A 19450-nucleotide genomic window follows, 5' to 3' on the forward strand; every position below is an offset into this window, starting at 1 on the left:
GTCCGGGCCCTGACAGCGGGTCAGGGCTCAGGCCACATTCACCCGCTGACCCGGCGGAGCCGCCTCCAGCCAGGCCAGAAAGCCGGTGAGGGCGTCATCACTCATCGCCAGCTCCAGCCGGACCCCGCGGTGCGCACAGCCCAGGATGACCGCGTCGGAGAGCAGCGCCAGCTCCTCCTCGCCCTCGGGCGCACGGCGCGACACCACCTCGATCGCGGAGCGCTCCAGCGTACGGCGCGGGCGCGGGGCGTAGGAGAAGACCCGGAACCAGTTGATGCGGTCGCCGTTGTAGCGGGCCACGCCGTACACCCAGCCCTTGCCGGAGAGATCGGGTTCCGCCGGCACGTTCCAGCGCAGACTGCAGTCGAACGTCCCGCCGGAGCGCTGGATCAGCCGCCTGCGCAGACCGAAGACGAAGAGCCCCACCGCAACCAGTACGACGACCAGTCCGCAAATGAGCAGAGCGAGGACCATCAAACACCGACCTCCTCGCCTCATTCAGTACCGGAACAGGAACCGCACCCGCATCGCCTCAGCCGCGACCCGGTCCGGAGGGATCCGGAACGAGCCGCGGCTGAGGATAAATCCGTGATAGCAGCGCTCAGCGCACCGCCACCGCACGCAGTCGGACATCGGCGCGCCGTTCGGCGGCGTCGTCGTCACCCGACTTCGCGCGTTCCAGCGCACGCTCGGCGCGCTGGGTGTCGATCTCGTCCGCCAGCTCGGCGATCTCCGCCAGCAGCGAAAGCTTGTTGTCGGCGAACGAGAGGAAACCGCCGTGCACAGCGGCCACGACTGTTTCGCCCTCACTCGTACGAATGGTCACCGGGCCCGACTCCAGCACACCGAGCAGCGGCTGGTGACCGGGCATGACGCCGATGTCGCCGGACGTGGTGCGCGCGACGACCAGGGTGGCCTCGCCGGACCAGATACTGCGGTCAGCGGCGACCAGCTCGACATGCAGCTCAGCAGCCAAGGGTGGCTCCTCGGGTCACCACCCGGCCGTATCGCCGGGTGTTGGCTTCAATTCTATGGGGTGTCGATAAGAGCGTCGGAGGGGGGCGGGAGGTACCCGCCCCCCTCCGTGCGCCGACGGCTCAGGAAACGCCGAGTTCCTTGGCCTTGGCCTTCAGGTCCTCGATGCCACCGCACATGAAGAACGCCTGCTCGGGGAAGTGGTCGTACTCCCCGTCACAGATCGCGTTGAACGCGGCGATCGACTCGTCGAGCGGCACGTCGGAACCCTCCAGACCGGTGAACTGCTTGGCGGCGTGGGTGTTCTGCGACAGGAAGCGCTCGACGCGACGGGCCCGGTGGACAACGAGCTTGTCCTCCTCGCCCAGCTCGTCGATACCGAGGATCGCGATGATGTCCTGGAGGTCCTTGTACTTCTGCAGGATTCCCTTGACGCGGCTGGCCGCGTCGTAGTGCGCCTGCGAGATGTAGCGCGGGTCCAGGATGCGGGACGTCGAGTCCAGCGGGTCCACCGCCGGGTAGATGCCCTTCTCCGAGATCGGACGCGACAGCACGGTCGTCGCGTCGAGGTGCGCGAAGGTCGTGGCGGGCGCCGGGTCGGTCAGGTCGTCCGCGGGAACGTAGATCGCCTGCATCGAGGTGATCGAGTGACCGCGGGTCGAGGTGATGCGCTCCTGGAGCACACCCATCTCGTCCGCCAGCGTCGGCTGGTAACCCACCGCGGACGGCATACGGCCGAGCAGCGTGGAGACCTCGGAACCGGCCTGGGTGAAGCGGAAGATGTTGTCGATGAAGAGCAGCACGTCCTGCTTCTGCACATCGCGGAAGTACTCCGCCATGGTCAGCGCGGAGAGCGCCACCCGCAGACGCGTGCCCGGCGGCTCGTCCATCTGGCCGAAGACCAGCGCGGTCTTGTCCAGCACGCCCGACTCGGTCATCTCGTCGATGAGGTCGTTGCCCTCACGGGTGCGCTCACCGACACCGGCGAACACGGAAACACCGTCGTGCAGCTTGGCCACACGCATGATCATTTCCTGGATGAGGACGGTCTTGCCGACGCCCGCACCACCGAACAGACCGATCTTGCCGCCCTTGACGTACGGGGTCAGCAGGTCGACGACCTTCAGGCCGGTCTCGAACATCTCGGTCTTCGACTCAAGCTGGTCGAAGGCCGGGGCCTTGCGGTGGATCGGCCAGCGCTCGGTGATCTGCGACTCGGCCTCGGGCTCGTTCAGGATCTGACCGAGGGTGTTGAACACCTTGCCCTTGGTCACATCGCCGACCGGCACGGTGATGCCGTCGCCCGTGTCGGTCACCGGGGCCTGGCGCACCAGACCGTCGGTGGGCTGCATCGAGACCGCGCGGACCAGACCGTCGCCCAGGTGCTGGGCGACTTCGAGGGTCAGCGTCTTGAGCTTGCCCTCCTCGGCCGGGTCGGCGACCTCGACGTGCAGCGCGTTGTAGATGTCCGGCATCGCGTCGACGGGGAACTCCACGTCGACGACCGGGCCGATGACCCGGGCGACGCGGCCCGTGGCCGTGCTTCCCGGGGTGGCCGCCTCAACTGTGGTCGTCATTAATTTTCACTCCCCGCGGTCGCGTCGGCCAGGGCGCTCGCGCCACCGACGATCTCGCTGATTTCCTGGGTGATTTCGGCCTGGCGGGCCGCGTTGGCAAGCCGGGACAGGCTCTTGATGAGGTCCCCGGCGTTGTCGGTCGCCGACTTCATCGCGCGGCGGGTGGCAGCGTGCTTGGAAGCGGCGGCCTGGAGCAGCGCGTTGTAGATACGGCTCTCGACGTAGCGCGGCAGCAGGGCGTCGAGGACGTCCTCCGCCGACGGCTCGAAGTCGAAGAGCGGAAGGATCTCGCTCTTCGTGCCCGACTCCTCGGCCGTCTCCAGGCTGAGCGGCAGCAGCCGGTGCTGCACCGGCGTCTGCGTCAGCATCGACACGAACTCGGTGAAGACGATGTGGAGCTCGTCCACGCCGCCCTCGGCCGTGTCCTGCTGGACGGCCGCGATCAGCGGCGCCGCGACCTGCTTGGCGTCCGCGTACGTCGGGCTGTCGGTGAAGCCGCTCCACGAGTCCGTGACCTTGCGCTCACGGAAGCCGTAGTAGGCGACACCCTTGCGGCCGACGATGTACGTGTCGACCTCCTTGCCCTCACCGCGGAGCCGCTCGGTGAGCCGCTCCGCCGCCTTGATGGCGTTCGAGGAGTAGCCGCCGGCCAGACCGCGGTCGCTCGTCACGAGCAGGACCGCGGCGCGGGTCGGCGTCTCCGCCTCGGTGGTCAGGGGGTGCTTGGTCGTCGACCCCGTCGCCACCGCGGTGACCGCGCGGGTCAGCTCGGTCGCGTACGGGGTGGAGGCCGCCACCTGGCGCTGCGCCTTGACGATGCGCGAGGCGGCGATCATCTCCATCGCCTTGGTGATCTTCTTGGTCGCGGTGACGGATTTGATGCGACGCTTGTAGACCCGGAGCTGGGCTCCCATGAGTCAGGTCCCTTCCGTCGTCACTTGGAGACGCTGACGGCCGGCGCGTCGTCGCCGAGGAGCTTGCCGTCCGAGGTCTCGAACTGCCGCTTGAAGGCGGTGATGGCGTCCGCGATCGACTGGATCGTGTCGTCGGACATCTTCGCGCCCTCGGCGATGCTGGTCAGCAGGTCCTTGCGCTCGCGGCGCAGGTACTCGAGCAGCTCGCTCTCGAAGCGACGGATGTCGGCGACCGGTACGTCGTCCATCTTGCCGTTGGTGCCGGCCCAGACGGAGACGACCTGCTCCTCCACCGGGAACGGCGCGTACTGCGGCTGCTTCAGCAGCTCGACCATGCGCTTACCGCGCTCCAGGGACGCCTTGGAGGCCGCGTCCAGGTCGGAACCGAAGGACGCGAACGCCTCCAGCTCACGGTACTGGGCGAGGTCCACACGCAGTCGGCCGGAGACCTGGCGCATCGCCTTGTGCTGGGCGGAGCCACCGACTCGGGAGACCGAGATACCGACGTTCAGCGCGGGCCGCTGGCCGGCGTTGAACAGGTCGGACTCCAGGAAGCACTGTCCGTCGGTGATGGAGATGACGTTGGTCGGAATGAACGCCGACACGTCGTTGGCCTTCGTCTCGACGATCGGGAGACCCGTCATCGAACCGGCGCCCATGTCGTCGGAGAGCTTGGCGCAGCGCTCCAGCAGACGCGAGTGCAGGTAGAAGACGTCGCCCGGGTAGGCCTCACGGCCCGGCGGACGGCGCAGCAGCAGGGACACGGCGCGGTAGGCGTCGGCCTGCTTCGAAAGGTCGTCGAAGATGATCAGGACGTGCTTGCCCTGGTACATCCAGTGCTGGCCGATGGCCGAGCCGGTGTACGGCGCCAGGTACTTGAAGCCGGCCGGGTCGGACGCGGGGGCGGCGACGATCGTCGTGTACTCGAGGGCGCCCGCCTCCTCCAGCGCACCGCGGACACCCGCGATGGTGGAGCCCTTCTGGCCGATGGCGACGTAGATGCAGCGGACCTGCTTGTTGGTGTCGCCCGAGCGCCAGTTGTCGCGCTGGTTGATGATCGTGTCGACGGCCAGAGCGGTCTTGCCGGTCTGCCGGTCGCCGATGATCAGCTGACGCTGGCCACGGCCGATCGGCACCATGGCGTCGACAGCCTTGTAGCCGGTCTGCATCGGCTCGTGGACCGACTTACGGACCATGACGCCCGGGGCCTGCAGCTCCAGGGCGCGGCGGCCTTCGGTCTCGATCTCGCCGAGGCCGTCGATCGGGTTGCCGAGCGGGTCGACCACGCGACCCAGGTAGCCCTCGCCGACAGCGACGGAGAGGACCTCGCCGGTACGGGTGACCGACTGTCCCTCCTCGATACCGCTGAACTCGCCGAGGACGATCGAACCGATCTCGCGCTCCTCAAGGTTGAGGGCGAGGCCAAGGGTGCCGTCCTCGAACTTCAGCAGCTCGTTCGCCATGGCCGAGGGCAGACCCTCGACCTTCGCGATGCCGTCACCGGCCACGCTGACCGTACCGACCTCCTCGCGCGAGGCCGCGTCCGGCTTGTACGACTGGACAAAGTTCTCCAGCGCGTCCCGGATCTCCTCCGGCCGGATCGTGAGCTCCGCCATCTGGGTTCCCTGCTCTCCTTGTTGGGCCCGAAGTTTCTTTGGGGGTCTGCGGGTCTGGGGGCGACCCCCAGGAATCTTCTGCAATTTCTGCACGGCCCAACCGGGCCGCTGGTGTTGCTCTGTTCTGTTGCCTGCGTCTGCCTGCGTCGACGGACGGCCGCGCCGCCCGCCGTCAGCCCGCGAGTCGCCGTTCCGCCTCTTCGAGACGGTCGGCGACAGTGCCGTTGATGACCTCGTCGCCCACCCGCACCGAGATCCCGCCGAGGACCTCGGGGTCCACGTCCAGGTTCAGATGCATCGGGTGGCCGTACAGTCCGGCCAGAGCGGCGCCGAGACGCTGCTTCTGCCCGTCACTGAGCGGCACGGCCGAGGTGACGATGGCGACCATCCGGTCCCGGCGCGCCGCGGCGAGCCGGGACAGGGTCTGGAGACCCGATTCCAGGCTACGTCCCCGGGGCCGGGTGACGAGACGCACTACCAGACGCTCGGTGGCCGGATTGGCCCGGCCGCCCAGCAGACTGTTGAGAAGGCCGGTCCTGGCGGTGGTCGTCGCCGACCGGTCGGTCAGCGCGGCCCGCAGCGCGGGGCTGGACTCGACGATCCGGCCGAACCGGAACAGCTCGTCCTCCACGTCGTCCAGCGAACCCGCCCGCTGAGCGGAGGTGAGCTCGGCGGTCGCCGAAAGCTCCTCCACCGAGTCGACCAGGTCACGCGGCTGCGACCAGCGGGAACGGACCATGCCCGCGACCAGATCGGCGGCCGGACCGCCCACCTGTCCGCTCAGCAGCCGTCCGGCCAGTTCCGCCTTGGCCTCGCCTGCCTGCGCCGGGTCGGTCAGGACCCGACGCAGCGAGACCTCACGGTCGAGCAGCGCGGTCACGGCGGCCAGCTCCTCGGCGAGCTTCGCCGCGTCGACCGACGTGGAGTCGGTCAGCGCGTCAAGACGCTCACGCGCGGCGGCCAGCGCCTCGCGGCTCGCTCCGTTCATCGCGTGGCCTCGGCCTTCGATGCGCCGTCCTCAAGCTCGTCGAGGAAGCGGTCGATGGTGCGGCTCTGCCGGGCGTGGTCCTCAAGGGACTCCCCGACCAGCTTGCCGGCCAGTTCGGTGGCGAGCTTGCCCACGTCCTGACGCAGCGCGCTGGCCGCGGCCTTGCGGTCGGCCTCGATCTGGGCGTGACCGGCGGCGACGATCTCTTCACGCTGCCGCTGACCTTCCGCCCTCATCTCCTGGATGATCGCGGTGCCCTGCTCGGTCGCCTCCTGGCGGAGCCTGGCGGCCTCGTGCCGGGCCTCGGCGAGCTGCGCCTTGTACTGCTCAAGGACGCTCTCGGCCTCGGTCTTGGCGGCGTCGGCCTTCTCGATACCGCCCTCGATGGCCTCGCGACGCTCTTCCAGAACCTTGTTGATGTTCGGAAGGAGCTTCTTGGCAAGGAAGCCGAAGACGATGACGAAAGCGATCAGGCCGATGACGAGCTCGGGAACCGGAGGAATCAGCGGGTTTTGCGCTTCCTCCGCCGCGAGCTGAACCAGAGGGTTCACATCAGTGCCTTTCGTCTAGGTAAAGCTGGCTGTCGCGGTTCGTCTTACGGGTAGACGAACGGCATGACCAGGCCGATAAGGGCCAGCGCCTCACAGAAGGCGAAGCCGAGGATCTGGTTGGTACGAATCAGACCGGCCGCCTCGGGCTGACGGGCGAGAGCCTGGGTTCCGTTACCGAAGATGATGCCGACGCCGACGCCGGGACCGATGGCGGAAAGGCCATACCCGACGGAGCTGAGGGAGCCGGTGACAGCAGCAAGGGTCTGGGACATGCCAGTTCTTCCTTCTCTTTCACGGACCGGTGGGGGTTGGCCACCGGACGTCTTGGGGGTCTGGGGCGGGGACTCAGTGGCTCTCGGCCAGCGCGCCCTGGATGAAGCTGCACGTCAGGAGCACGAACACATACGCCTGGACGGCCTGGATGAAGAGCTCGAAGACGGTCATCACGAGGACCATCACGAACGAGATGCTCGCGTAGGCGATGCCGATGCCGTTGAGCAGGTACCAGCTCGCGATCGTGAAGAGCAGCAGCAGCGTGTGGCCGGCGAACATGTTCGCGAAGAGTCGCACCGCGTGGGTGAACGGCCGGACCAGCAGGTTCGAGAAGAGCTCGATGGCCATCGAGAGCGGGAGGACCGGGCCGAGCGATTTGTCATAGCCGCTGAAGTTCTTGAAGGCACCGACGAAGCCGTGCCTCTTGAACGTGAGCGACACCCAGAGGACGTAGACGATCAGTGCGAGGCCCGCCGGGTAGGCGATGATCGACGTCACCGGGAACTGCGCGAGGGGGACGATCGACCAGATGTTCATCACCCAGACGAAGAAGAAGATCGAGACGACCAGAGGTACGTACTTCTCGCCTTCCTTCTTGCCGATGATCTCGTAGACGACGCCGCGGCGTACGAAGTCGTAGCCGGCCTCGGCCACCATCTGAAGCTTGCCCGGGACAACCTTCGGCTTGCGGAAAGCGGCCCAGAAGAAGCCCACGATGATGATGGAGCCGAGCAGGGCCAGCAGCATCGTCTTGTTGAAGTACAAGTTACTGTCCGCGTTGCCGAAGATCGGCTTGAACAGGAACGAGTGCAGGCCGGGTGCCGGGAAGCCACAGTCAGCGAAGATGTGGCAGTCGGTCTCGAAGGCGAGCACCTGCGTCGGGTCAGCACTCACCGCGGGCTCCTTCAGCATGGCGCATAGGTACGGCAACCTCGTTGTGTCGGCGCGGCGCGCAGCCGCGGTTCGGCACTGGACTGGTGTTACGGATGTGGGGACGGCGGTCGGGCGTTGAGCCTCGCGTAAGAACAGGCGTCAGCTCGGATGCCCGCGCCCGCAATGCCGCAGTTGGCACCGGACGATAGCAGGATCCCGAACGGGCACTTATCCCGGCCCTACCTCTCACGCCGACGATCCCGTCTTCTCGGCCGTACCGGCCGACGAGGATTCGGGGTCGACGTAGAGGATCTTGGCCTTCATGTGCGCGCGAGCCTGAGCGGCGACCCAGACGAGGGTCGTCACAACGAGCGTGAGAGCGAACGCCTTCGGGTGGAACAACGTGGTGTCCTTGAAGGCGGCCACGAAGATGAGCACCAGCAGCAGCTGGGCCGTGTAGAGCATCAGCCCCATCGCCTGGAACAACTGCGGCAGGGACTTCGCCGTGCGCTGGAGAACCGTGAGCCCCATGCCCATGAAGAAGATGACCAGCAGCGCGCCGACGGCGGCTCCCAGAGCCCCCTTACCTCCCGCGACCACACCGCTGACCACAGCGGCGACAACGCCGACGGCGGCAGTGGGCACGGCGGCGTGAAGGAGGGTCCGGACGTCGTTGGACGGCATGGCGGCAGCTCCGCTGAATGGGTGGGGCAGATGGTGTCGTCATGGACGAGCGTAGGCCCGGTCCGAGAGAGGGTTTCTCGGGCCAACGGACCGTCGCACTACGGTCCTTCGGCTCTGTCGCCGGGTCTCGTGAACAGTATCACAAACTATTTGATGAGGTCTTTACCATGGTGGTGTGCTGACTGTCACACATGAGAGTTAACCCGCGCGTGTGCGCACGACAGCGGTGTGTTGTGTCTGGTATTGGGCACCGACGAGTGTAATGGCCCCAGGGTCAGCGCCTGGAATCGGCCTTTCTTCTGTCGGAAAAACGCGAACGAGCGCCGAGGGCGGTCGCCCCGTTGACGCCGGCGGGAACAGGCGTACGCTCCGCCGCGATCTCCTGCGCCCCCAGCGGCTCCGGGACCGGCTCGGGAACGATCTCCTCGTGCGATCCGTCCGGCCCGGCGGCGGCCCGCTTGCGGCGCCGGTAGCGCGGCGGTACGAAGGCCTGCGCCCAGAGCGGGGCCCGCGGTGTGAAGCGCGGCAGCAGCAGGAGCACCAGCCCCACCGCGCTCAGGACGACGACCACCGGCAGGATCCACATCGACGCCGAGTGCACCGAGTACAGCACCACACCGAACGCGATCAGCGCCGACCAGAAGTACATGATCAGGACGGACCTGCTGTGCGAGTGACCGATCTCCAGCAGCCGGTGATGGAGATGGCCGCGGTCCGCGGCGAACGGTGACTGACCGTTCCAGGCACGGCGTACGACCGCCAGCACCAGGTCCGCGAAGGGGATCGCGATGATCGTCAGCGGCAGCAGCAGCGGGATGAAGACCGGCAGTGCCGCGTGGGTGGCCGCGCGTCCCGAACCCTCGAAGACCTTCAGGACATCCAGGTCGACCTGGCCCGTCACGGAGATCGCGCCCGCCGAGAGCACCAGGCCGATCAGCATCGAACCCGAGTCGCCCATGAAGATGCGGGCCGGATGCATGTTGTGGGGCAGGAAGCCCACGCACATGCCCATCAGGATGACGGCGAAGAGGGTGGCGGGGGCGGCGGCCTCGATGCCGTACCCGTACCAGAGCCGGTAGGTGTACAGGAAGAAGGCGGTGGCGGCGATACAGACCATGCCCGCGGCGAGCCCGTCGAGACCGTCCACGAAGTTGACCGCGTTGATGGTGATCACCACCAGCGCGACGGTGAGCAGCGTGCCCTGCCAGGAGGTCAGCGAGACCATGCCGATACCGGGCACCGGGATCCACAGGATCGTCAGACCCTGCATCACCATCACACCGGCGGCGATCATCTGGGCGCCCAGCTTGATCAGCGCGTCGATCTCGAACTTGTCGTCGAGGACACCGATCAGCCAGATCAGGGCGGCACCGGAGAGCAGCGCACGCGGTTCGTTGGAGAGCTCGAAGACCCCGTTGAGGTTCTGCAAATTGTCGGCGACGAGCAGTCCGGCGCACAGCCCGAAGAACATGGCGATGCCGCCGAGCCTCGGCGTCGGTTCGCGGTGCACGTCGCGGGCGCGGATCTCCGGCATCGCTCCGGTCGCGATGGCGAACTTCCGCACCGGGCCGGTCAGCAGATAGGTCACCGCAGCCGTCACACAGAGCGTCAGCAGGTAATCACGCACGGGCTGCCCCACAGGAATCGCTGGCCATCTCAGCCCCACACACTAGCCCGCTCCGGATCCACCGATGGAAACCGAGTCGCCTTATGAGCAAGGACAACGCACCGGGCGAGATGGTTGCACGGCTTCCCGCCCCCGGATGTTCCATTCAGGAAAGGGTCCCATACGGCGGAAAACGCCCGGTCAGGCTCCGTACTTCACCGCGGACCCCCCGCGCCTTCGCGATATCCTCACGCAGCGCCGCGGCGAACAGGGCCGCGATCCGGCGCATTTCCGCCTCTCCCATGCCCTGTGTGGTCACGGCGGCGGTGCCCAGCCGGAGGCCGCGCCCGTCCGGGTGGGGCAGCGCGCAGGTGTCCAGCACCACCCCGGCGGCGGCCAGCCGGCCGCGGGCCGTCCTGCCTTCCACCCCCAGGGGCGAGGGGTCGGCGGTGATCAGATGCGTATCGGTACCACCCGTAGTGATGAGAAGACCCTCCGCGGCCAACGCCTCGGCCAGCGCACGGGCGTTGGCGACGACCCGGTGCGCGTACGCCGTGAACGCCGGGGTCGCCGCCTCCCCGAAGGCGACCCCTTTTGCCGCGATCGTGTGCATCTGCGCGCCGCCCTGCGTGAAAGGGAACACCGCCCGGTCGACACGCTCCGCGTACTCCTCGTCGCACAGGATCATCCCGCCGCGCGGTCCGCGCAGCACCTTGTGTGTCGTCGCGCACACGACATCGGCATACGGCACGGGATTGGGCGCCGCTCCCCCGGCGACCAGCCCGATCGGATGCGCGGCGTCCGCGATCAGATACGCGCCGACGTCGTCGGCGATCTCCCGGAACGTGGCGTAGTCGATATGCCGCGGATAGGAGATCGACCCGCAGACGATCGCTTTGGGCCGGTGCGTCCGCGCCAGCTGGTGCACCTGCGCGTAGTCGATGATCCCGCTCTCCGCGTCGACCCCGTACCCGACGAAGTCGAACCAGCGGCCGGAGAAGTTCACGGGCGCGCCATGGGTGAGATGCCCGCCGTACGGCAGCCCCATGGCCAGCACGGTGTCTCCTGGCCGCAGCAGGGCGGCGTACGTGGCCAGGACGGCGGAGGAGCCTGAGTGCGGCTGTACGTTGGCGTGCTCGGCCCCGAACAGCGCCTTCGCCCGCGCGATCGCGATCCGCTCGGCCGCGTCGACCAGCTCGCAGCCGCCGTGGTGGCGGGCGCCGGGATAGCCCTCGGCGTACTTGTTGGCGAGCGGGGAACCGAGCGCGGCGAGGACGGCGGGCGAAGTGAAATTCTCGGCGGCGATCAGTTGAAGACTGTCCGCCTGCCGACGTGTCTCCCCGAGGATGACCTCGGCCATCTCGGGATCCTGCCGCCGCAGGGCGTCCGACGCTGTCGTATGGGGGGCGCTGACGACGGACATGGCGGACTCCGGACCTCGGAGGGGGTGCGTGCCTTCCAATGTAGGCGGGCGGGCACGCCGATGCGCGACGGGCGACACGGGTTTCCCGGATGCCGATCCGTTCCGGGTGCCCACGTATGGGGGACCCGGGTGCCCAGACGTTCCGGGTGCCCACGGCCGCCGGCGAGTGAGCCGAAGGGCGCGCCGCTGTCGAAAGGGAGGCTGTGCTCGATATGCGGCTCCGCCGCGTGGGCGGAGGTTCCCGAGGTACGAGGGAATCGAGCACGGTCGACCGTCGACAGGGGCATAGAGCGCCCGGAGGCGAACCGAGCCCTCAAAAAGAACTCGGCTTCGCCGGGACTCCCGTCAGTGCCGTGACGACCGGGTCCAGCGCCTGGTGGATCTCCTCGCCGATGGAGCGGAAGAACGTGATGGGCGCCCCGTACGGGTCGTAGACCTCGTCCGCGTCCGCCGTGGGCGCCAGCAGCCAGCCGCGGAGCGCCGCCGCCGCGCGGACCAGGGCGCGGGCGCGCTCGACCACGCCCTCGTCGAGGGGGTCCGGCAGCGTCGCCGGGTCTATGGCGCGCACCAGCCGGGTGAACTCCTTGAGCGTGAAGGTACGCAGCCCCGCCGAGTGGCCCATGGAGATCACCTGGGCGCGGTGGTCCCGGGTCGCGGTGAGGACCAGGTCGGCACGGATGACATGTTCGTCGAGCAGCTCACGGCCGACGAAGCCGGAGGCGTCCGCGCCGAAGTCGGCCAGCACGGCTTCGGCGTTGGCCTCCATGGCGGCGCCCTCGTGCCCCCAGGTGCCCGCGCTCTCCACGATCAGGCCGCCGGTGAGCCGTTCACCGAGGCGGACGGTCAGGGCATGCCGGTTCAGCCGCTCGGTGATGGGCGAGCGGCACACGTTGCCGGTGCTGACGTGGAGGATGCGGAAGGTGTTGCCGGTGAATACGGTCTCCGCTATGCCACGCCCCTCAGGGGCGGTCAATTGGCCACCTCAAGGTCGGGTACCACCTTGCGGAGCTCGTCCGCGTCCAGGGCGCCGGCCCGCAGCAGTACCGGGACCCCGCCGGTGACGTCGACGATCGAGGAGGGGACGATCCCGGGCGTCGGGCCGCCGTCGAGATAGACGGAGACGGCGTCCCCGAGCATCTCCTGCGCGGCATCGCAGTCCTCGGGGGCCGGGTGTCCCGTGAGATTGGCGCTGGAGACGGCCATCGGGCCGACCTCGGTGAGCAGTTCGATGGCGACGGGGTGCAGCGGCATCCGGATGGCGACCGTGCCGCGGGTGTCCCCGAGGTCCCACTGGAGGGACGGCTGGTGCTTGGCGACGAGGGTGAGGGCGCCGGGCCAGAACGCGTCGACCAGTTCCCAGGCCTGCTCGGAGAAGTCGGTGACCAGGCCGTGCAGGGTGTTCGGGGAACCGATCAGGACAGGGGTGGGCATATTGCGGCCACGCCCCTTGGCCGCCAGCAGATCGGCGACGGCCTCGGAGCTGAAGGCGTCCGCACCGATCCCGTAGACGGTGTCGGTGGGCAGCACGACCAGCTCACTACGGCGGACGGCCGACGCGGCCTCGCGCAGACCCGTCGTACGGTCGGTCGCGTCGTTGCAGTCGTATCGCCGTGCCATTTAGCCGGCCCTCCTGTGGTGTGATGCCCGGTTCGCCGCCGGTGCGGCTGTCTGTGCGGCGCTCGAAACGGCGCCCGGTGCTGCGCTCGGTGCGGCCGGCGCGGTCACGGCATGGCCTTACGGGCCGTCGCGAAGCGCGGTCGCTTGTTCAGATCGGGGTGGTCGGCGGCGTCGGCCCAGCCGGATTCCTCGCTGAAGATCCACGGCACCTGGCCGCCCTGGGTGTCCGCGTGCTCGACGACGACCAGACCGCCCGGCCGCAGCAGCCGGTGCGCGGTGCGTTCGATGCCACGGATCGTGTCGAGGCCGTCCTCGCCGGAGAAGAGGGCCATCTCCGGATCGTGGTCACGGGCCTCGGGCGCGACGTACTCCCACTCGGTCAGCGGGATGTACGGCGGGTTGGAGATGACCAGGTCGACCTGGCCGTCGAACTCCGTGAGGGCGCTCAGAGCGTCTCCCTGGTGGACGGTGACCCTGGACCCCTCCGCGTTCTTCCGCGTCCAGGCGAGGGCCTGCTCCGACAGCTCCACGGCGTGTACGCGCGAGCGCGGCACCTCCTGTGCCATCGCGAGCGCGATCGCGCCTGAGCCCGCGCACAGGTCGACGATCAGCGGCTCCACGACGTCCATGGCGCGCACCGCGTCTATCGCCCAGCCGACGACCGACTCGGTCTCCGGGCGCGGCACGAACACGCCGGGGCCCACCTGGAGTTCCAGATAGCGGAAGAAGGCACGTCCGGTGATGTGCTGGAGCGGCTCGCGGGCCTCGCGGCGGGCCACGGCCTCCCAGTAGCGGGCGTCGAAGTCCGCGTCCTTGACGTTGTGCAGCTCTCCCCGCTTGACGCCGTGCACATACGCGGCCAGCTCCTCCGCGTCGAAGCGCGGCGAGGGCACGCCCGCGTCCGCCAGCCGCTGAGTGGCCTGGGCCACCTCGGCGAGCAGCAGGCTGCCGCGGCTGGCGGGCCCGCGACGGAGCCGCTGAGGGTCGCTGTGCCCACCGGGAAGTGGCTGCACGCTGGTTCCTCCGGACTGCGAGAGTGGTTACTGGGCGGCGGCGAGCTTCGCCGCGGAGTCGGCGTCGACACAGGCCTGGATGACCGCGTCCAGCTCTCCGTCGAGCACCTGGTCCAAGTTGTACGCCTTGAAGCCGACGCGGTGGTCGGAGATCCGGTTTTCCGGGAAGTTGTACGTCCGGATCTTCTCGGACCTGTCGACCGTGCGCACCTGGCTGCGCCGGGCGTCCGCGGCGTTCTTCTCCGCCTCCTCCTGCGCCGCCGCGAGAAGCCGCGAGCGAAGGATACGCATGGCCTGTTCCTTGTTCTGGAGCTGGCTCTTCTCGTTCTGGCAGGAGGCGACGACGCCGGTCGGCAGATGGGTGATGCGGACGGCGGAGTCGGTGGTGTTGACGGACTGGCCGCCGGGTCCCGAGGAGCGGTAGACATCGATCCGCAGATCGTTCGCGTGGATCTCGACGTCGACCTCCTCCGCCTCGGGCGTGACGAGCACTCCGGCGGCGGAGGTGTGGATACGGCCCTGCGACTCGGTGGACGGCACGCGCTGTACGCGGTGCACCCCGCCCTCGTACTTCAGCCGGGCCCAGACGCCCTGTCCTGGCTCGGTGGCGCCGTTGCCGCCCTTGGTCTTCACCGCGACCTGGACGTCCTTGTAGCCGCCCAGCTCGGATTCGGTGGCGTCGATGATCTCGGTCTTCCAGCCGACGCGCTCCGCGTACCGCAGATACATGCGCAGCAGGTCGCCCGCGAAGAGCGCCGACTCGTCGCCGCCCGCACCGGCCTTGACCTCCAGGATGACGTCCTTGTCGTCGCTGGGGTCGCGCGGTACGAGCAGCAGGCGGAGCTTCTCGGTCAGCTCCTCGCGCTGCTTCTCCAGTTCCTTGACCTCGGCGGCGAAATCGGGATCGTCGGCCGCGAACTCGCGGGCGGTCACGATGTCCTCACCGGTCTGCTTCCAGGAGCGGTAGGTGCCGATGATCGGGGTGAGTTCGGCGTAACGCTTGTTGAGCTTGCGCGCGTGTCCCTGGTCCGCGTGGACCGACGGGTCGGCGAGCTTCTTCTCCAGATCGGCGTGCTCGCCGATCAGTTCCTCGACCGCCTCGAACATCGGGGGCTCCTGGTTTCCGTACGAAAGGTGCTTCGGGACGCCAAAGCGCCGGTCTCGGCGCCCCGGTCAACGGGGCACCGAGAACCGGCGCGGGTTGCTCGCTACTTCTTGGCGGAGGCGGCGGCCTTGCCGAAGCGGGCCTCGAAGCGGGCCACGCGGCCACCGGTGTCGAGGATCTTCTGCTTGCCCGTGTAGAACGGGTGGCACTCGGAGCAGAGGTCGGCACGGATGGTGCCGGACTCGATGGTGCTCCGGGTGGTGAACGACGCACCGCAGGTGCAGCTGACCTGGGTCTCGACGTACGCGGGGTGGATGTCGCGCTTCAAGGGGTTCTCCTAGGGAACTTCCCCACGCGGAGGCGGGGAGGGTGCCGGGTCGCACGTGCGGAGTGCGCGTGCGTGAACCGGGACCGACGTACCAGTCTGCCAGGACCGGCCGTATCTCCCAAAACGGGGGTGCGGCGGAAAGTATTCCGGATTCCGCCCCACACCCATGGAAAGCCGGTGCCCCTCGCGGGCGGATCGCGGGGGCGGACCGGTCAGCCGCCCCTCACCACGCCATTCGCGTCGCGCTGGTCGCCCGCGGAGTCCTTGGTCGCGGAGGCGGGGATGGGCCTGTCCTGCCTGAGCGCCGTCCAGACCTGCTCGGATTCGGCCTGGAGGGGCAGTACGCGGTTGCGGTCGGCGGGGTCGTACCGGACCGGGAGCGTGATCATCTTGACGTCCTTGGCGCCGAGATCCTTGAGGCCGTCGGCGAATCCGACCAGTTTGGCGATCGAATCGAGCTGGGAGTCGAGGGTGATCGCACGGGTGGCGGTGTCGGCGAGGCCGTACAGCTTCTTCGGGCTGCTGAACAGACCGATGCTCCTGACCTGGTCGATCAGCGCCTTGACGAAGGCCTGCTGGAGCTCTATCCGGCCCAGGTCGCTGCCGTCGCCGATGCTGTGCCGGGTCCGTACGAGACCGAGGGACTGCTCACCGTCGAGGATGTGGGTGCCGGGCGCGAGCTTCAGATGGCTCTTGGGGTCGTCGATGGCCCGCGTGGTGGTGATCCGCACGCCGCCGAGCTGGTCGACGACCTTCTTGAAGCCGGTGAAGTCGACCTCGATGTAGTGATCCATACGGATACCGGACATCGTCTCGACGGTCTTCACGGCGCAGGCGGGGCCACCGACCTCGTACGCCGTGTTGAACATGGCGAGCCGCGCGCCGGGCACGGTGGCGCCCTTGGAGTCGGTGCACTCGGGGCGGTCGATCAGGGTGTCCCGCGGTATCGAGACGACGCTGGCCGTCTTGTGGCCCTTGTGGACATGGACGATCATCGCGGTGTCGGAGCGGGCGCCGCCGCCGTCCTGGCCGTAGGCGGCGTTCGCGCCGGCCCGGGAGTCGGAGCCGAGGACGAGGATGTCCTCGGAGCCGTTGTCGGGGTCGGGCGGGCGGTCGCGGCCCAGCAGGGCGTTGATGTCGATGCCCGAGAGGTTGCCGTCGAGCTTGAAATAGACGAAACCGAGCCCGGAGCCGCCGAGGAGCACCAGAGCCGCGGCGCACCACGCCACGAGGGTGGTCGCGCGCCGGCGCTTGCCCGAGGTCTTGCGGCTCTTGTCGCCGCCATGTATTCGGCTGTCGCTCCGGTCGGTCATGGTCTCCCTCATCCGTCGCGCCGGTTCCGCTACCTCCCGCCAGGTGATGTGGGACGTTCTGTCGCCACTCGTCCCCACAGTGAAGCACCAAGAAGGGTGGGACGGCACGCTGTGGCGGGCCCGGAGACGCCGGCCCGGAGACGGAAAACCGCCCCCTCGCCGGAGCGAGAGGGCGGTTTTCCGTGAGCGTCGGACCTGGTCGGTCCCGGTCAGTCGGTGCCGTTGCCGTTTCCGGGGCCGGGCGTCGTCTTCTGGATCTGGAGCAGGAACTCCGCGTTCGACTTCGTCTGCTTCATCTTGTCCAGCAGCAGCTCGATCGCCTGCTGCTGGTCGAGGGCGTGCAGCACGCGGCGCAGCTTCCAGACGACAGCGAGCTCGTCGCTGCCGAGCAGGATCTCTTCCTTACGGGTGCTGGACGCGTCCACGTCCACCGCCGGGAAGATGCGCTTGTCGGAGAGCTTCCGGTCGAGCTTGAGCTCCATGTTGCCGGTGCCCTTGAACTCCTCGAAGATCACCTCGTCCATGCGCGAGCCGGTCTCGACCAGCGCGGTGGCCAGGATGGTCAGCGAGCCGCCGTCCTCGATGTTGCGCGCCGCGCCGAAGAAGCGCTTCGGCGGGTAGAGGGCGGTCGAGTCGACACCACCGGACAGGATGCGTCCGGAGGCGGGAGCCGCGAGGTTGTACGCACGGCCCAGACGGGTGATGGAGTCCAGCAGGACGACCACGTCGTGACCCAGCTCGACCAGGCGCTTGGCGCGCTCGATGGCCAGTTCGGCGACGGTGGTGTGGTCCTCGGCCGGGCGGTCGAAGGTCGAGGAGATGACCTCGCCCTTGACCGACCGCTGCATGTCGGTGACCTCTTCCGGGCGCTCGTCGACGAGGACGACCATCAGATGGCACTCGGGGCTGTTGACCGTGATCGCGTTGGCGATGGCCTGGAGGATCATGGTCTTACCGGTCTTCGGCGGGGCCACGATCAGACCGCGCTGGCCCTTGCCGATGGGGGCGACCAGGTCGATGATCCGCGTCGTCAGCACACCCGGGTCGGTCTCCAGCCGGAGCCGGTCCTGCGGGTAGAGCGGCGTCAACTTCTGGAACTCCGGTCGGCCGCGGCCGGTTTCGGGCGCCATGCCGTTGACGGAGTCGAGGCGGACCAGCGCATTGAACTTCTCGCGGCGCTCGCCTTCCTTGGGCTGGCGGACCGCGCCGGTGACATGGTCACCCTTGCGCAGGCCGTTCTTGCGGACCTGGGCGAGCGAGACATACACGTCGTTGGGACCGGGCAGGTAGCCGGAAGTCCTGATGAACGCGTAGTTGTCGAGGATGTCGAGGATGCCCGCGACGGGGATCAGCACATCGTCGTCGGCGACCTGCGGCTCGCCGGGCCCGAACTCGTCACGGCCACGACGGCCGCGGCGGTCGCGGTAGCGCCCGCGCCGGCCGCGCCGGCCGCCCGCCTCGTCGTCGAAATCGTCCTGCGGTCCGGTGTTCTGGCCGCCGCCCTGGCTCTGGCCCTGGCCGCCGCCGCGGTTGTCGCGCTGCTGGCGGCTGCCGCCGCCCTGCTGCTGACCGCCCTGGCCGCCCTGCTGGTCCTCGCCCTTGCCCCGGCGGTCGCGCTGGCGGTCACGGCGGTCGCCGCGCTCGCCGCGGTCACGGTCGCCGCGCTGACCGCGCTCCTGGCGCTCGCCGCGCCGGCCGTCGGCCTCGGCCTGCGCCGAGCCGTTGGCGGACGCGGAGACGGCCGCCTCGGCCTTGGCGTCGGGCTGGGCCTCGACCTTGACATCGGCCGGGGCCTCGGCCCTGGCGTCCGCGGCGATCTCGGGGCTGCCCGCCTGCGCGGTGGCCCTGCGACGGCGGCGCTCGCCCGTGGGCTGATCGTCACTGGCGGGCTGGCCGGGGATATCGATCTGCTGCTGGGCCACGGCCGTCTCGGCCTTGCCGGACTTGTCCTCGGCGGCGTCGCCCGTGCGGGCCTTGGAGGTCGCGCGCCGCTTCGGCTTGGTCTCGGCGTCGGCGCTGCCGGAGTCGGCGCTCTTGGCGGCGGACGAGCCCCCGGCCTGCGCCTCCTTGATGACCTCGATCAGCTGGCTCTTGCGCATCCGCGCGGTGCCCCTGATGCCGAGGCCTGACGCGACCTGCTGCAGCTCGGCCAGGACCATGCCCTCGAGGCCGGTGCCGGAGCGGCGGCGCCGTGCGGTGGTGCCAGTGGCAGCACCTTCGGCGGGCGCGGTCGTGTCGACAGTGCTGTCGGCAGTCACGCCCATCAGATCGGTGGTGTCGCTCACGAAGGGTCCTTCCCTGGAGCGGACGTCGGCCTTCTGGCTCGGCGACCGGTTGTGCTGTCCGACTGCGGTCCTGTCTTGTGGACCGTGCCGGGGCGGTGGTCCCGCCGGGTATGGCGGAGAAATCTGCAAACGTGCATACGTGCAATGGGTCCGGCCCGAGGTCCCCCTGCTCGGCCCACCGCTGGGAAAAGCGGGGGGTGTCGTGCCGGTTCCGGTGCGTGCTCAAAACTGCTCAGGCAGGCTGCTCAGGCAGTTGGGGAGGCTCCCGGAAGAAGGGTGGTCCCGAAGCGGGACACGAAGCACCGCGCC

Annotated in this window: 19 protein-coding genes; all 19 read right to left on the minus strand. The window is 68.8% G+C overall.

Features of this window, described 5'->3' with window-relative positions; all coding sequences use genetic code 11:
* Positions 1 to 27: 27 nt before the first annotated feature.
* Positions 28 to 474, minus strand: coding sequence for a DUF2550 domain-containing protein (locus M1203_RS32825; protein WP_249953485.1), 447 nt, complete (start codon positions 472 to 474; stop codon positions 28 to 30).
* A 127-nt stretch (positions 475 to 601) separates the two neighbouring features.
* Positions 602 to 976, minus strand: a complete 375-nt coding sequence (locus tag M1203_RS32830) for a F0F1 ATP synthase subunit epsilon (RefSeq protein ID WP_249953486.1) — start codon at positions 974 to 976, stop codon at positions 602 to 604.
* 121 nt (positions 977 to 1097) lie between these two features.
* Positions 1098 to 2552, minus strand: a complete 1455-nt coding sequence (gene atpD, locus M1203_RS32835) for a F0F1 ATP synthase subunit beta (RefSeq protein ID WP_249953487.1) — start codon at positions 2550 to 2552, stop codon at positions 1098 to 1100.
* Positions 2552 to 3466, minus strand: a complete 915-nt coding sequence (locus M1203_RS32840) for a F0F1 ATP synthase subunit gamma (RefSeq protein ID WP_249953488.1) — start codon at positions 3464 to 3466, stop codon at positions 2552 to 2554. The genes atpD and M1203_RS32840 overlap by 1 nt, the downstream gene beginning before the upstream one ends.
* Before the next feature lie 20 nt (positions 3467 to 3486).
* Entirely contained in the window at positions 3487 to 5082 is a 1596-nt protein-coding gene (gene atpA / locus M1203_RS32845) for a F0F1 ATP synthase subunit alpha (protein WP_249953489.1), read from the minus strand.
* Positions 5083 to 5254: 172 nt separating this feature from the next.
* Positions 5255 to 6070 carry a F0F1 ATP synthase subunit delta gene (locus tag M1203_RS32850; protein WP_249953490.1) on the minus strand — a complete coding sequence of 272 codons (816 nt, stop codon included), beginning with the start codon at positions 6068 to 6070 and terminating at the stop codon, positions 5255 to 5257.
* Positions 6067 to 6621 carry a F0F1 ATP synthase subunit B gene (locus tag M1203_RS32855; protein WP_249953491.1) on the minus strand — a complete coding sequence of 185 codons (555 nt, stop codon included), beginning with the start codon at positions 6619 to 6621 and terminating at the stop codon, positions 6067 to 6069. Before M1203_RS32855 ends, M1203_RS32850 begins: the two co-directional genes overlap by 4 nt.
* 44 nt (positions 6622 to 6665) lie before the next feature.
* Complete coding sequence (gene atpE / locus M1203_RS32860; protein ID WP_249953492.1) at positions 6666 to 6893, minus strand: ATP synthase F0 subunit C; 228 nt, start codon at positions 6891 to 6893, stop codon at positions 6666 to 6668.
* Positions 6894 to 6966: 73 nt separating this feature from the next.
* Complete coding sequence (atpB, locus tag M1203_RS32865; protein WP_249953547.1) at positions 6967 to 7803, minus strand: F0F1 ATP synthase subunit A; 837 nt, start codon at positions 7801 to 7803, stop codon at positions 6967 to 6969.
* Positions 7804 to 8013: 210 nt separating this feature from the next.
* On the minus strand, positions 8014 to 8451 hold the full coding sequence (locus M1203_RS32870; RefSeq protein ID WP_249953493.1) for a hypothetical protein: 438 nt from the start codon (positions 8449 to 8451) through the stop codon (positions 8014 to 8016).
* Positions 8452 to 8725: 274 nt separating this feature from the next.
* A complete protein-coding gene (locus tag M1203_RS32875; RefSeq protein WP_249953494.1) occupies positions 8726 to 10078 on the minus strand; it encodes an MraY family glycosyltransferase in 1353 nt (450 codons plus the stop codon).
* Positions 10079 to 10223: 145 nt separating this feature from the next.
* A complete protein-coding gene (glyA, locus tag M1203_RS32880; protein ID WP_249953495.1) occupies positions 10224 to 11480 on the minus strand; it encodes a serine hydroxymethyltransferase in 1257 nt (418 codons plus the stop codon).
* A gap of 313 nt (positions 11481 to 11793) precedes the next feature.
* Positions 11794 to 12453 carry a protein-tyrosine-phosphatase gene (locus tag M1203_RS32885; RefSeq protein ID WP_249953496.1) on the minus strand — a complete coding sequence of 220 codons (660 nt, stop codon included), beginning with the start codon at positions 12451 to 12453 and terminating at the stop codon, positions 11794 to 11796.
* Complete coding sequence (locus M1203_RS32890) at positions 12450 to 13097, minus strand: L-threonylcarbamoyladenylate synthase (RefSeq protein WP_249953497.1); 648 nt, start codon at positions 13095 to 13097, stop codon at positions 12450 to 12452. The genes M1203_RS32885 and M1203_RS32890 overlap by 4 nt, the downstream gene beginning before the upstream one ends.
* 104 nt (positions 13098 to 13201) lie before the next feature.
* Positions 13202 to 14041: a peptide chain release factor N(5)-glutamine methyltransferase gene (prmC, locus tag M1203_RS32895; RefSeq protein WP_249953548.1), complete on the minus strand. Its 840-nt coding sequence runs from the start codon at positions 14039 to 14041 to the stop codon at positions 13202 to 13204.
* Between the two features lie 96 nt (positions 14042 to 14137).
* On the minus strand, positions 14138 to 15217 hold the full coding sequence (gene prfA / locus M1203_RS32900; RefSeq protein ID WP_249953498.1) for a peptide chain release factor 1: 1080 nt from the start codon (positions 15215 to 15217) through the stop codon (positions 14138 to 14140).
* Between the two features lie 101 nt (positions 15218 to 15318).
* Positions 15319 to 15543, minus strand: coding sequence for a 50S ribosomal protein L31 (rpmE, locus tag M1203_RS32905; RefSeq protein WP_066950131.1), 225 nt, complete (start codon positions 15541 to 15543; stop codon positions 15319 to 15321).
* Positions 15544 to 15755: 212 nt separating this feature from the next.
* Positions 15756 to 16856, minus strand: a complete 1101-nt coding sequence (locus M1203_RS32910; protein ID WP_249953499.1) for an LCP family protein — start codon at positions 16854 to 16856, stop codon at positions 15756 to 15758.
* Between the two features lie 209 nt (positions 16857 to 17065).
* On the minus strand, positions 17066 to 19141 hold the full coding sequence (rho, locus tag M1203_RS32915) for a transcription termination factor Rho (protein ID WP_249953500.1): 2076 nt from the start codon (positions 19139 to 19141) through the stop codon (positions 17066 to 17068).
* Positions 19142 to 19450: the final 309 nt, after the last annotated feature.

The organism is Streptomyces sp. 35G-GA-8 (assembly GCF_023534745.1).
In the GTDB taxonomy this organism is placed as follows: domain Bacteria; phylum Actinomycetota; class Actinomycetes; order Streptomycetales; family Streptomycetaceae; genus Streptomyces.

Bases quoted from the DNA above. Each gene is read 5' to 3' on its own strand.
- M1203_RS32825 (WP_249953485.1), bottom strand. From the start codon at position 474: ATGGTCCTCGCTCTGCTCATTTGCGGACTGGTCGTCGTACTGGTTGCG.
- M1203_RS32890 (WP_249953497.1), bottom strand. From the start codon at position 13,097: ATGGCACGGCGATACGACTGCAACGACGCGACCGACCGTACGACGGGT.
- prfA (WP_249953498.1), bottom strand. From the start codon at position 15,217: ATGTTCGAGGCGGTCGAGGAACTGATCGGCGAGCACGCCGATCTGGAG.
- atpA (WP_249953489.1), bottom strand. From the start codon at position 5,082: ATGGCGGAGCTCACGATCCGGCCGGAGGAGATCCGGGACGCGCTGGAG.
- M1203_RS32870 (WP_249953493.1), bottom strand. From the start codon at position 8,451: ATGCCGTCCAACGACGTCCGGACCCTCCTTCACGCCGCCGTGCCCACT.
- M1203_RS32850 (WP_249953490.1), bottom strand. From the start codon at position 6,070: ATGAACGGAGCGAGCCGCGAGGCGCTGGCCGCCGCGCGTGAGCGTCTT.
- atpE (WP_249953492.1), bottom strand. From the start codon at position 6,893: ATGTCCCAGACCCTTGCTGCTGTCACCGGCTCCCTCAGCTCCGTCGGG.
- M1203_RS32910 (WP_249953499.1), bottom strand. From the start codon at position 16,856: ATGACCGACCGGAGCGACAGCCGAATACATGGCGGCGACAAGAGCCGC.
- glyA (WP_249953495.1), bottom strand. From the start codon at position 11,480: ATGTCCGTCGTCAGCGCCCCCCATACGACAGCGTCGGACGCCCTGCGG.
- M1203_RS32840 (WP_249953488.1), bottom strand. From the start codon at position 3,466: ATGGGAGCCCAGCTCCGGGTCTACAAGCGTCGCATCAAATCCGTCACC.
- atpD (WP_249953487.1), bottom strand. From the start codon at position 2,552: ATGACGACCACAGTTGAGGCGGCCACCCCGGGAAGCACGGCCACGGGC.